The 14,308-nt window shown below is 31.6% G+C and carries 11 protein-coding genes; 9 read left to right on the forward strand and 2 right to left on the reverse strand.

What is annotated here, in order from left to right; genetic code table 11:
- The first annotated feature begins 22 nt into the window (after nucleotides 1–22).
- Nucleotides 23–508 (forward strand): response regulator transcription factor, encoded by a 486-nt coding sequence (locus tag IPK06_02405; protein MBK7978866.1) that lies wholly within the window; start codon nucleotides 23–25, stop codon nucleotides 506–508.
- 8 nt (nucleotides 509–516) lie between these two features.
- Here the strand turns inward: IPK06_02405 and IPK06_02410 are convergent, their stop codons facing one another.
- On the reverse strand, nucleotides 517–1,086 hold the full coding sequence (locus IPK06_02410) for a hypothetical protein (GenBank protein ID MBK7978867.1): 570 nt from the start codon (nucleotides 1,084–1,086) through the stop codon (nucleotides 517–519).
- Nucleotides 1,086–1,523 (reverse strand): hypothetical protein, encoded by a 438-nt coding sequence (locus IPK06_02415; GenBank protein ID MBK7978868.1) that lies wholly within the window; start codon nucleotides 1,521–1,523, stop codon nucleotides 1,086–1,088. Before IPK06_02415 ends, IPK06_02410 begins: the two co-directional genes overlap by 1 nt.
- A gap of 915 nt (nucleotides 1,524–2,438) precedes the next feature.
- On the opposite strand from IPK06_02415, the gene IPK06_02420 reads away from it, so the two are divergent.
- The 8 genes from IPK06_02420 (at nucleotide 2,439) to IPK06_02455 (ending at nucleotide 14,305) form a co-directional block, all read left to right on the forward strand.
- Nucleotides 2,439–4,817, forward strand: coding sequence for a glycosyl transferase family 36 (locus IPK06_02420; GenBank protein ID MBK7978869.1), 2,379 nt, complete (start codon nucleotides 2,439–2,441; stop codon nucleotides 4,815–4,817).
- Nucleotides 4,818–4,832: 15 nt separating this feature from the next.
- Nucleotides 4,833–6,905 (forward strand): beta-galactosidase, encoded by a 2,073-nt coding sequence (locus IPK06_02425; GenBank protein ID MBK7978870.1) that lies wholly within the window; start codon nucleotides 4,833–4,835, stop codon nucleotides 6,903–6,905.
- A 41-nt stretch (nucleotides 6,906–6,946) separates the two neighbouring features.
- Entirely contained in the window at nucleotides 6,947–8,863 is a 1,917-nt protein-coding gene (locus IPK06_02430) for a T9SS type A sorting domain-containing protein (GenBank protein MBK7978871.1), read from the forward strand.
- 3 nt (nucleotides 8,864–8,866) lie between these two features.
- Nucleotides 8,867–10,141, forward strand: coding sequence for a sugar ABC transporter substrate-binding protein (locus IPK06_02435; protein MBK7978872.1), 1,275 nt, complete (start codon nucleotides 8,867–8,869; stop codon nucleotides 10,139–10,141).
- 72 nt (nucleotides 10,142–10,213) lie between these two features.
- Nucleotides 10,214–11,050, forward strand: a complete 837-nt coding sequence (locus IPK06_02440) for a sugar ABC transporter permease (GenBank protein ID MBK7978873.1) — start codon at nucleotides 10,214–10,216, stop codon at nucleotides 11,048–11,050.
- Between the two features lie 68 nt (nucleotides 11,051–11,118).
- Nucleotides 11,119–11,856, forward strand: a complete 738-nt coding sequence (locus IPK06_02445) for a carbohydrate ABC transporter permease (protein ID MBK7978874.1) — start codon at nucleotides 11,119–11,121, stop codon at nucleotides 11,854–11,856.
- Nucleotides 11,857–11,890: 34 nt separating this feature from the next.
- On the forward strand, nucleotides 11,891–12,904 hold the full coding sequence (locus tag IPK06_02450) for a LacI family DNA-binding transcriptional regulator (protein MBK7978875.1): 1,014 nt from the start codon (nucleotides 11,891–11,893) through the stop codon (nucleotides 12,902–12,904).
- Between the two features lie 21 nt (nucleotides 12,905–12,925).
- Nucleotides 12,926–14,305 (forward strand): Tat pathway signal protein, encoded by a 1,380-nt coding sequence (locus tag IPK06_02455; protein MBK7978876.1) that lies wholly within the window; start codon nucleotides 12,926–12,928, stop codon nucleotides 14,303–14,305.
- Nucleotides 14,306–14,308 lie beyond the last annotated feature (3 nt).

Raw genomic sequence — 14,308 nt, forward strand, 5'->3', positions numbered from 1 at the left:
TGTTATCTTAACAGATATAAGTATGCCAATTAAATCGGGTCCGGAAGCGGTTTCGACAATCATAAATAAATATAAAGAAGCTAAAGTTTTATTTCTATCTCAATACAGCGGTGACGATTATATTTATTCAATTTTGAAAGCCGGTGGTTTGGGTTTGTTAAGTAAAAATTGCCTTCGTGATGAACTTGTAAACGCAATTAAAATTGTAAATAATGGGGATATGTATTTTTTCAATAAAAATGAAGAAGAATTAAACGAAATTATAAAAAGGTTCGATCAAATAGAATCGAAGGGCAAAAACGAAACAATAAAAGGACTGACCAAAAAACAAATAGAAATATTAAAATTAATTGGAGAAGGTTATTCAACTGAGCAGATTGCCGTTGAATTGAAAATCGGTAAAAGAACGGTTGAAACTCATCGCCACAGAATAATGAGCACGTTCGGTTTTAAAACTGTAGGACAACTTATAAGGTATGCGGTCATATTAAATGCTAAAATAAAATGACACTTTTTTTAGCTCTTTATTTCTCTAATTTTTTGTTTTTTAAATATTACTAACGTAACTAAAAATATCCCAATTAAAATTTGTAAAATATTTACCGCAAAATAAAAATTTAGTCCGGAACTTAATTGTTTTAAGTACGCAATAAGTTTTAATATATTCAGCACTTCATAAAAAACCATTGTCAAATAAAAAAAATCAATTTTATTCTCTTCAATAAAAATAGAAATTAAATAACGCGCAAAAATAAAGAATGAAAGTACTTGAACAATTAACACAATATACATTTGAATAACAACAGACGAATTTATTCCAACTATTGTTGAAATCATTAATCCAGCAAATATCAAATACCTATTTTTATAAATTTTATATCTATTTATCATTGCTAATGACAAATAAACAAATGGGACCCATAGAACTTGTGGAAAATCATGAAAAATTCTGGAAATAATAATTGTTGAAAGATCAGCTGCAGTTAGTACTAAAAAGAAGTAAAAATGTTTACTTGAACGATAGAAAAATGGTACTATCGTCCAAGTAATTATCGAAATTAAACCTATGATTTCCCAACTTTTCATTAATGACACATAGGGGGACAGGGGATGCTGAATTCTAATACAAATTGACCATTTTGAATAGTAAAAGCCTTTTCTCTTTTTTGAAAATTACAAAATTTGCTATTTCCCAAATTCATTAATTTTTCCACGTTGCTTTTGCTGAAAAGATGAAAAACATCATCTTTTTCTACATAAGTATTTGAAGAAAATAATACGATTCTGTCATCTCCTAAGATTGTCAAATCATTTTCATAATTATTAAACATAACATAATTTAAGGTATTTTTCAGCATACTTTTTAATACATCTTTCTCTAGAATAAATTCACATTCAACAGTTCCGAACTGAGACTCAGCGTCGCTTAATATGAAGATTTTTCCTATTTCCTGACCAACTATAATTTTTGAATAAACTTCTAATAACAAAATTGCGTAAAAAATAATTTTTTGATGTAGCATATAATCTCCCTATTTAATGGTGGGAGAAAATAAAAGTTTTATCAAAAAAAGAAATCAGTACAAATACGTAATATTTACTTTGTATTTAAAATGGTCTACGAAATTTGTAAGTACTTATACTTACAAATTTGTAAAGAATTTTTTTATTGTATTATTATTATCATTTTTTTGACTTAAAAACTTGTTTAAGGAGCCTTAAACGGAATAATTGTTCTTATAAATTAATAATTGCTAAACTTAAGTATTTATACTGATTTCTTTTATTTAAAACTATAGTATAATTGCATGTAATGATTTAACGATACTTAAAAAATTGCTTCACCCCCTCACGCCTCCGGAATTATTAGATTATGGGAAATTGAAAATTTCGGAGGCAACATAAATGCTGAAATTATTATTTATTATTAAATTAAATTATTATGTACATAAATAAAATATTACAGTTTGAAATTTTTATTTGCAAAAATTAATATTTATCTAATTTTAAAATCGCAAAAAATCTTACTTCATTTTGGTCAGGGAATTTTTTTAATTAAAATTAAAGGAATATATGTCCCGGCTTGAAAATTACCAATCTAAGCAAAAGGCAGAATTTGAGATCTGCAAATCGAAACTCACCTGCGACAATAATCTAACAATTTGTATGGAAAACAATAAATTTTGTCAGCATAGATTTAGTTTTGGTAACAGTATTTTTTGTACTAATCCCGAGAAAAATAATTTTGGAAAGAAATTGTTTAAAGATTATTTGCAAATGTAGATTTATCATTATTCAATTAAACAAATTAATTTAAATTTCCACCAATGGTGTCAAAATGACTTGACAATTATTTGATGATTGCATAATTTAAAATGTAAGCGTTTACATAAATTTTTATTCAATGTTAATTAATAACTAAAAATTGGCATATTACTATGGCAAAGTTTGAAACAAAATATGGTTTTTTTACCGATGACGGCACTGAGTATAATATTAAAAATCCAATGACACCCAAGCCTTGGGTTAACGTTATTTCGAATGGAAATCATGGTGTAATAATTTCACAAACCGGCGGCGGATTTAGCTGGAACGAACATTCCGAATTCAATAGAATTACAAGATGGCATCAGGATCTTATACAAGATAATTGGGGGAAATACTTTTATATCAGAAATAATAAGACAAATGAAATATGGAGCCCAACTTGGAAACCGGTGAAAACCAGCCTTGATAAATATAAATGCGTTCATGGAATCGGTTACACAAAATTTACTGCTGAGTATAAAAAAATTATTGTAGAAATTTGCTTATTCGTTCCATTTGATAATAATTTGGAAATTTGGGACTTTACAATTAAAAACGATTCGAATGAAGAAGCTGATATTTCCATCATAAATTACTTTGAATGGGTCTTGGGTTCTTCGAATGATCATCATCGTGAATTCCATAAACAATTTCTCGAAACTGATTTTAATTCTAATGTAAACGGAATTCTGGCAAAAAAAAGAATTTGGGATATTCCTTTAGGGGATAGAGGTCATTGGAATATTGATTATCCATATATCGCTTATTTTGCCGCCAATAGAAGCGTTTCGCAATTTGAATGCGATAAAGAATTATTTATTGGAAACTACGGAAATTTGGAAAAACCCGCTGCAGTTGTAAAAGGGAATTTATCCAATACTTGCGGAAAATTTTATGATTCAATTGCTTCGCTCAAAATTGATTTAAAGATTAAGCCCAATCACTTTGAAAACGTTGCCTATTATCTTGGAATTGCTGAAAGTGAAGACCAAATAAAAAAGATAACGGAAAATTATTGGAGTAAAGACCAGTTAGACGTTTCTTTGCAGAATGTTAAAAATAAATGGAATGAAATTTTATCTGAAACTACAATTGATACGCCAGATGAAGCGATGAACATTTTTGTAAATAAATGGGTTCGTTATCAGGCAATTGCAGGCAGACTGTGGGGTAGAACCGCGTACTATCAGCAAAGCGGCGCATTTGGTTTTAGAGATCAACTGCAGGACAGTCTTGTTTATTTGCCCATTGATCCGAATTTAACTCAAAATCAAATAAGACTTCATGCCCGTCATCAATTAAGCGACGGTTCGGTTCTTCACTGGTGGCATCCAATAAGTGAAACCGGATTGGAAACTAAAATGACTGATGATCTTTTATGGCTGCCGTATGTTGTTTCTCATTATATTCAAGAGACAAATGACTTAAAGATATTGGATCATTTAGAACCATTTTATGATGATAAAGAGAAGAAATTTTCAATATATGAACATTGTTTAAAAGCGATTTATAAAGTACTTTCAAGAATTAGTCCGCGTGGATTAGCTCTGATCGGCGCCGGTGATTGGAATGACGGTTTGAGCGCCGTTGGATTAGAAATGAAAGGCGAATCGATTTGGCTTACTGAATTTTTATATGATGTAATTCAAAGGTTTTTGCCATATACAATTTTTAAAGGTGATTATGAAATATTTGACAAATTTACCGCTGCCAAAGATGATTTGAAAAAAGCGTTTAATATGCATGCTTGGGATGGCGAGTGGTATTATAGAGGTACAAAAGACTCTGGTGAGAAAATAGGAAGTAAAGAATGTGAAGAAGGTAAAATATATTTAAATCCTCAGTCATGGGCAGTGATTAGTGATATTGCCGAAAACGATAAAAAAACTTTAGCGATGGAAGCTGTAAGAAAACATCTGCTGCGAGATAATGGAGCTTTACTTCTTCAGCCTGCATATTCCAAACCTGATAAATATATTGGATACCTTTCAAGGTACGCCGCCGGAAGAAGAGAAAACGGAGGAGTTTATTCTCACGCCGCAACTTGGTCAATTTGGGCATACACGCTTTTGAATGATTCGGAAACAGCTTACGATGTATTTAAAAAAATGTGTCCTATTTATTCGGGTTTAAATCCTGATAAATATGTAGCCGAGCCTTACGTTATGCCCGGAAATATTGACGGTCCTGATTCACCCAACTATGGAATGGCAGGTTGGACGTGGTATACAGGATCCGCATCTTGGTTTCAAAAAGTTATTGTTGATTTTATTCTGGGAATTCGCGCAACAAATGAAGGTTTGGTGATCGATCCGCATATTCCAAAAGAATGGAATGGATTTAAAATTAAAAGAAAATTTAGAGGTGTTAATTATTTTATTAAAGTTCATAACGATCATAATGTAAATTACGGAATAAAGAAAATCGAAATAGACGGAAAAGTTACAAATTCAAATGTTATTTTAGTTGAAAACAAAAATGAAGTTAATATCAACGTGTATTTAGGTTAACTTTCTGGGATTATTATGTTAAATCTTTCCTTAAATGGAAATTGGAAATTTATTGCTGACTCGGATTCCAAATTTACTTTTGCCGAAATCAATTCGAGATTCGAATCAAATAATTTAAATGAAATGAGTATTCCGAATAATTGGCAGATTTGCGGATTAAATAATTTTTCGGGTACGGTCTGGTTTAAAAGATCATTTAAGATTCAATCTCAAAATAAAGAAAATAATTTATCTGTAATAAAATTTAACGGCGTTGATTATTTTACTGACGTTTGGCTTAACGGACAATATTTGGGACACCATGAAGGATACTTTCAAGAATTTTATTTTAATGTTTCAAAATGTATCGCATTCAATAAAACAAACGATTTGATTGTAAGAGTAAATTCACCCAAAGAAGAACCAGAAAAGGTTTGGCCGCTGAAAAAACAATTAATTAAAGGAATATTTAATCACCATGATTGCAGGCCAGGCGCTTGGAGTTATGAATTTGGGCAGGATCAAAATACCGGCGGAATTTGGAATGATGTTGATTTAATTATAGATGAAAAAATATATATTGAAAATACTAAGATCACTTCGTACCTAAGTGAGAATTTAAAAACCGCTAAACTAAATGTTGTAATTAATTATCTATCCAACATTGATGAGCCGCAAAAAACAATTGTTAGATTTTCAACAAGTAAAAAACAAAAAAATAAAAACAAATTTGAGCAAGAAGTTTTAATTAACCCGGGTAAAAATAAATTAAATTTTGTTTTCGAGATAAAGGATCCAATCCTTTGGTGGAGCTGGGATTTAGGGCAGCCATATTTATATGATCTGGAAATTGAAATTAAAAAATTTACTTCGTTCAGTAAAAACTTTGCAATTAGAAAAATTCATTTAGATAACGAGAATCGATTCTATCTTAATGATAAAGAACTTTTTTTGCGGGGCACTAATATTATTCCAACACAATTTTTAAGCGAATTAAATTCGGATAGAATTGAGAAAATAGTAGGTTTAATAAAAGAAGCAAATATAAATATTGTAAGAGTTCACGCGCATGTTAATAGAAAAGAATTATATGATGAATTCGACAAAATGGGAATTTTACTTTGGCAGGATTTTTCATTGCAATGGACATACGATGAATCCGAAAAATTTGCTTCAAATGCTGTTGCGCAGATTAAAGAAATGGTTGAACAGCTTTATAATCATCCTTCCATTGCGTTTTGGTGCTGCCACAATGAACCTGGTGAACAGATAAAAACTTTAGACAAATTCTTATATGACGCGGTTCAAAGTGTAGATCAATCTAGAATTATAAGATTAGCATCCAATTATGAAGAACATCCTTATGACGGATGGTATTGGGGAAACCTTGAACATTTTGCGGCTGTGCCGATGGGACCATTAGTTACAGAATTCGGCGCGCAGGCATTACCGAATAAGAAATCCATCGAAAAGTTTATTCCTAAAAGTAAATTATTTCCGCCGGATTTTAATCACTGGAAATATCATGATTTTCAACCTGACACAAACTTCAATATCGCAAAAATTAAAATAGGTAAGAACATTGATGATTTTATTGAAAATTCTCAAAATTATCAATCTGAACTTCTATGGAAAGCGATTCATTTTTACAGAAGAAAGAAGAACAAAGGTATAACTGGCATTTTTCAATTCATGTTCATTGATTGCTGGCCTTCCATTACTTGGTCGGTAGTTGATTATTATTTTGAAAAGAAAAAAGGTTTTTATACAATACAAGATTCTTACGCACCTATTTTACTTTCAATTAATTTACGGCAGGACCAGTATTTCCAGAATTCAAAATTAAATTTTGATATATACATTGTTAACGATCTTTACACGGAAATAAAAAATTCACACATTGATATTTTGATTGATGACACAAAAATCGGGAAAATTGAAAATATAAATATCGAACCTAACTCAACATACTTTGTAAATTTTGAAAAAATAAATGTTCAAATTCCTAATTCATTTTCCAAAGGGGAATATGAACTGAAATTTCAACTTAAAAGTAAGAGTAAAATAATTTCACAAAATATTTATGGAATAACGATCGTAAATCTATAATATTTTACCCGAAAATTTTTTATAATCGAAAAGGTTTTACGATGCAAAAATTTTTATTTCAAGTGGTACTTTTGTTTTTTGCTTCAATACAAATATTCTCCCAGGATACAATTCCTCCTTCAATTCCAAATAATTTTAGAGCATATTCTTATGAATTACATGGCGACCTTTACTGGGATGTTGAGGAAAATTCGGATGTGAAAAGTTATATAATATATAAATGGAATGGTTCCATATTTTCATTTTCGGAAATGCTGCCCAAAACCATAAATAATAAAATGGTTTGGATAGGTTCGCTTAACTCGAGTGAAAAATATAAAATACAAGCGATAGACAGTTCCGGTAATTCATCCGCACTAAGTGAAGAAGCGCAAATTTTAACGCATGAAATGGATGATGATGAATTTTTAGATATGGTACAAAGGGCTGTGTTTAGATATTTCTGGGATTGGGGTGATCCAAATTCCGGTGTTGCAAGAGAACGATGGCATCCTGATGAAAGTGATAAGACAAATACAATAGGCGGCGGCGGTTTTGGTGTTATGGCAATTTTGGTTGGCATTGAACGCGGCTTTATAACAAGAGAACAAGGTGCAAAACGAATTTTAAAGATTGCGAATTTTTTACAGAATAAAATGGATAAATTTCATGGAGCATTTCCTCATTGGTTTAATGGAGCTTCCGGAAAAGTGGTGAACTTTGGAGTTCAAAACGGCGGGGATATTGTTGAAACCGGTTTTATGGCGCAAGGTTTATTGTGCGCGCGTCAATATTTTAACCAGTCAGATGATACCGAAACTCAAATTAGAAATTTAATTACTCAGCTTTGGGAGAATATTGATTGGGACTTTTATAGAAATAATTCGACGGGACTTTACTGGAATTGGTCGCCGACGTTGGGATTTAATTTTAGCGACACTTTTATTTTTCATGGCTGGAATGAAACATTAATGTCTTATTTATTAGCTCTTGCTTCTCCGACATATCCTATTGCAAAACAATATTACTCATCAGGATGGGGAAATAACGGCACTATTAAGTACACAGGAAATTCAAAATATGGAATAACGCTTTCTGTGGGAAGCGGTTACGGCGGTCCTTTGTTCTTTACACATTATTCATTTATTGGATTTGATCCAAGAGTTAAAAGAGATTTATACGCAAATTACTTTGGACAAAACATCAACCAAAGTTTAATTAACCTTAATTATTGTATTGATAATCCCAAAAATTTTACCGGCTATAGTAATGAATGCTGGGGTTTAACGGCAAGTTATTCAATTCCCGGCGTTGGCTATACTGCTCATGAACCAAATAATGATAACGGCACAATTGCTCCTACGGCGGCATTATCATCAATGCCTTACACTCCTTACGCTTCAAAACAAGCGATGAAATATTTCTATAGAAATTTCAAAAATAAATTATGGGGAAAATACGGATTTAAAGACGCGTTCAATTTAACTTACGCATCCAATGGTGTAAAAGGTGAATGGTTCAGCGACGGATATTTGGCAATAGATCAAGGTCCGATTATTTGTATGATCGAAAATTACAGATCGCAATTGCTTTGGAATTTATTTATGAATGACCAAAATATTCAAGCTTTGTTTAATAGTTATCCGCCTTTTTTTGATTCAGAAACTCCAACTGACATTGAAGTACGTCCGGATTTGCCGGATGAATTTGTTCTTGAACAAAATTATCCAAATCCATTTAATCCGAGCACTACAATAAAATATAGTATACCAGCATCCCTAAAAGGAAATATATCCAATGTAAAACTGATAGTTTACGATGTACTTGGCAGTGTTGTAAAAACAATTGCCAATATTGCCCAAAGTCCAGGTAGTTATGAAATTACTTTTGACGGAACAAATCTTTCGAGTGGAATTTATTATTACACTTTACAATCCGGAAGTTTCATTGAAACAAAAAGTATGATTTTAATTAAGTGATAAATGAAAGTTTATATTAAAATATTGCCCATAATAATTTTGCTTTTTATTTCTTGTAAAAGTGAAAAAATTGACAATAATATAACCACCATTAAATTTTGGGGGTTGGGTGCTGAAGGTGAATACGTTCAAAAATTACTTCCTGAGTTTTACAAAAAACACCCTAAAATAAAAGTTAATGTTCAAGCAATACCATGGACTGCCGCGCAGGAAAAATTAATTTCTGCTTACGCAAGTGATAATTTACCGGACGTATTTCAGTTAGGCAATACATGGGTTCCGCAATTTGTTTCATTAAATGCTTTGGAAAATCTTGATAAGTATTTAAACATTTCCGGATCAATAAATAAAGAAAATTACTTTGAAGGAATTTGGAATACAAATATAATCGATGGTTCATTATTTGGAATTCCATGGTACATTGATACGAGAATTGTATTTTACAGAAAAGATGTTTTGGCGAAAGCAGGATATTCGGTTTTCCCTAAAACTTGGGATGAACTATATGATGCTTCAAAAAAAATAAAATCATTACATAAGAATGAAGAAAAGTACGCTATTTTTCTTCCCACTAACGAATGGGCAAGTTTTATAATATTCGCGCTTCAAAATAATTCAACTATATTGAAAGATAATAACAGATACGGCGCGTTTTCTGAAAAGGAGTTTAAAGAAGCATTTGAATACATAATTAAATTTCATAAAGAAGATCTTGCTCCAATTGGATTTTCCCAAGTTACAAATGTTTATCAAGCATTTGCGGAAGAATATTTCTCAATGTATATCTCTGGTCCTTGGAACATTCCGGAATTTAAAAAATGGATGACAGGAAACCTGGCCGATAAATGGGGAACAGCGCCGATGCCGTCAAAAGACGGAAACTATCCAGGAACTTCATTGGCGGGCGGTTCAAGTCTAGTTGTAAGCAGTTTATCCGCAAATAAAGATTCCGTATGGAAATTTATTGAATTTCTTTCCGATCCGAATATTCAGCTTAAATTTTACAATATGATTAATGACTTACCTTCTGTTGTAAACGCATGGAATGATTCTTCATTTTCGAATAATGAATATATGCAGGCTTTTTTCGCACAATTTCATAATGTTACCGAAACTCCGAAAATTACTGAATGGGAACAGATAGCTTTCGCAAAAATTCAGCAGTATGCGGAATTAGCTGCAAGGAATTCATTAACAATAGATGAAGCTTTGAAGGCTTTGGATAAGGATGTAAATAAAATTCTTGAAAAAAGAAGATGGTTATTGAATAAAAAATAATTTTAAATCCAAAAGGTAAAATTGAATTCTAAAAGTAAATTAACGGCTGCTTATTTATTCTTAGCGCCCGCAATGCTGGCAATATTTGCGTTTTTCTTTATTCCAGTTATATCCGCTTTCATAATTAGTTTTACTGATTTTGATATTTATGCGTTAAGCGATTTCTCCAATGCGAGATTTATCGGCTTTCAAAATTATTTGGATCTATTTGATGATCCATTATTTTGGCAATCGCTTAAAAATACTTTTTATTTTGTCATTTTTGCCGGACCGTTATCAATAGCTGTTTCACTTGGAGCGGCGCTTTTACTTAATTCAAAACTTGTAAAGTTTAAAAGTATATTCAGACTAACGTATTTCCTTCCTGTTGTAACTACATTAATTGCCGTATCAATAATTTGGAGATTTATTTATCATCCTAAATTTGGAATATTGAACTTTATGCTTGGCTTTTTCGGCGTAAATCCAATTGACTGGCTGGGTGACCCAAACTTAGCTTTGCCCGCGATAGTGATTATGTCGGTTTGGAAAAGTTTCGGTTACAATATGATAATCTTTATTGCAGGACTCCAAAATATTCCACAATATTTATATGAAGCCGCTGATCTTGAAGGAGCAACCGAATGGCAAAAATTTAAATCAATTACAATACCTATGTTAGCTCCAACAACATTATTTATAAGTATTATCACAATGATCGGATATTTTCAATTATTTGCCGAACCGTATGTAATGACTCAAGGCGGACCTTTAAATAGTACGTTAAGCATTGTTTTATATATGTACAATGAAGGTTTTCGATGGTGGAATATGGGGTATTCAGCTTCAATAGCTTTCGTTTTGTTTTTCATAATTTTTATTGCGACGTTAATTCAATTTAAAGTTCAAAAAATTGCGGATACAGAATAGTGAAAAAATTATTGTTATATGTTTTCTTAATAATTTCCGGATTTATAACCATTGCACCTTTTGTTTGGATGATCTCTGCTTCTTTTATGGCTGATGGTCAAGCCAGCGTTTACCCGCCGAGATTTTTTCCGAAACAAATTACATATGATCAATATAATATTTTATTTACAAGATTAAATGTGGCGACAAATTTTATAAATAGCCTTTCATTATCAATAATTATAACATTCATTTCACTGTTTTTTAATTCAATGGCAGGATATGCATTTGCAAAATATAGATTTGCGGGAAAAGATAAACTTTTCAAACTTTTACTGAGCTCAATGATAATTCCGGCACAAGTAACAATGCTTCCATTATTTTTAATGCTTAAAAATCTTGGACTAATAAATACATACATGGCAATTGTTATTCCAGGATTGGCAAATATCTTCGGAATATTTTTAATACGGCAATACGCAATGTCGATTCCAGATAGTTTAATTGAAGCTGCAAGGATTGACGGCGCGACAGATTTTCAGATCTATTATAAAGTTATGCTTCCGCTTTCAAAACCAATTTTAGTCACTTTGGCAATTTTTACTTTTATGGGTGTTTGGAATGATTTTCTGTGGCCATTGATTGCTTTAACAGATAACTCAATGTATACATTGCCGGTTGCTCTCGCTAATTTAATGGGTGAACATACAAAAGATCCGGAGCTTATGATGGCAGGGTCGGTGATAACAATTATTCCAGTAATAATTGTATTTTTAGCTTTACAGAGATATTACATTAAAGGAATTATGATGGGAAGCATTAAATGATTGATTTAACAGAACTATTCCGTGAACATGCATAATGAAAAATATTAATATTATCACAATTGCCAAAGAAGCGGGTGTGTCAACGGCAACAGTATCAAGAGCTTTAAGCGGAAGTACCTCAATAAAGGAAAGTACACGAAAAAAAATTATTAACGTTGCGGAAAAATTTGAATATAGACCAAGTCATTTTGCAAGAAGTCTTTCAACAAAAAGAACTGATACCATTGGATTAATTTTACCTGAACTTGATGGTGATTTCTTTATGAGCGTAATTCATAATATTGATGATGAAGTACATAAAGCAAATAAATATTTGATGGTTTCAAGTACATATAACCAGCGTAATGAAATTGAGACTGTAAAAGAATTTATTGCGTCTAGTAGAGTTGATGGCGTTATTGTAATGGCGCCGACTATAAATAAAAAAATTGAATTTATTTTAAAGAATAATCAAATACCGATTATATATTTAAACGCGAGCAAAAAAATTATTAACATTGTAAATTTTACAGTAGATAATTTTTCTGGAGCAAAATCGGTTGTTGAACATTTAATAATGCATGGTTATAGAAAAATTGCTATGGTAAAAGGACCGGATGCAAATAATGAAGCCATAGAAAGATTTAAAGGTTATCAAAATATTCTTGAAGAAAATGAAATTGAATATTCTGACGATTTTACTTTCAATGGAAATTTTTCTATGAATGCCGGATTTTTGGCATTAGAAAAATTTTTCAGCAAAAAAAATAAACCGGAAGCAATTTTTGCGGCTAATGATATGATGGCAGTTGGTGTTTATCAAGCTGCAAAAAAATTAAATATAAAAATTCCGGAAGATATTGCAGTCGTTGGGTTTGATAATATTTTTCTTTCTCAAATAGTATCTCCGAAACTAACGACGGTTAAAGTTCCAATTGGATTGCTTGCAAATAACGCGGTACAATATTTACTTAAAATGATTCATAATGAAGTTGATCTTAATCTGCCTTTAACTCATAATCTTGGAACAAGTCTTATTATAGGCGAATCTTGCGGTTGTAAAATTTGATTAAATATTTAGGGAAAATTTATGAAGTATATTATACTAATTTTAATAGCATTTAACTTTTTATTTTGTTCTGAAAAGCCGCAAAAAACTGTAAATAAAAAGTTTGAAATGACGGAAGAACAATCAAAGTTTTTAGATACTTTACAATATTATACATTTCAATATTTTGTTAAAGAAGTAAATCCGGAAAATGGTTTGGTAAAAGACAAATCAACCGAAGATTCGCCATCCAGCATTGCGGCAGTAGGATTTGCTTTACCTATTTGGGCAATTGGGGTTGAAAAAAAATGGATTACGCGTGAAGAAGCCGCAAAGTTGACTTTAAATTTATTTGCATTCTTAATTAATTCTGAACAATCTGCAAAGGTTGACGCAACCGGTTATAAAGGCTTTTATTATCATTTTCTTGAAATGGATAATGGGAGAAGATGGCGTGATTGTGAATTATCAACCATTGATACGGCTTGGCTTTTTGCCGGAATTCGATTTGCGATGAATTATTACACAAATGATAATTTAATTGAGAAAAGCATTAGAGCATTGGGCGATTCTTTAACAAGAAGGTTAGATTGGGATTGGTGGACGAAACCGGAATCAGATAAAGATTACGGTGGAACGGTAACTATGGGCTGGCGACCTGAAAACGGATTTACCGAAATGAGTTGGATCGGCTTTACCGAAGCTCATTATTTATATATTCTTTCGGCAGGAACAGGATATAAAAATATCGATCACGCATATGACGTATGGCTAAGAGATTACAATTGGTACGCGCCTTATCCAAATATGGAACATGCGGTTTTTCCCCCACTTTTTGCTTATCAATGGTCTAGTTGTTTTATTGATTATAAAAATGTTTACGACAAATATATGCTTGAGAAAAACGTTGACTATTTTGAAAATTCAAGAAGAGCAGCGTTATCACAATGGCAATATGCAATTGAAAATCCAAAAGATTGGAAAGGTTATGATTCATTAACTTGGGGATTAACAGCGTGTGAAGGACCAGCCGATGAAATTCCAAATTTGGATAGAAGTATTTATTCGGGTTATAGTGAAAGAGGTCCTAGTTTTCCATTTCGCAATTCGTGGGATGACGGAACAATAGCTCCTACAGCGGCAATTGCCTCACTTCCATTTGCTCCCGAAATAGTAATTCCCACAATTATGAACTTTAAGGAAAAATACGGCGATAAAGGTCTATGGGGTAAATATGGTTTTAAAGATGCTTTTAATCCGACCTTAAATTGGTTTGATAATGACTATCTGGGAATAGATCAAGGACCAATTGTTATAATGATCGAAAACTTTAAAACAGGCTTTGTCTGGAAATATTGTATGAACGATCCTGTAATAAAAAAGGGAATGGAAAAATTGAATTTGATAAAACTCCAAAAGTAAAAT

Source organism: Ignavibacteriota bacterium, assembly GCA_016713565.1.
Taxonomy (GTDB): Bacteria; Bacteroidota; Ignavibacteria; order Ignavibacteriales; family Melioribacteraceae.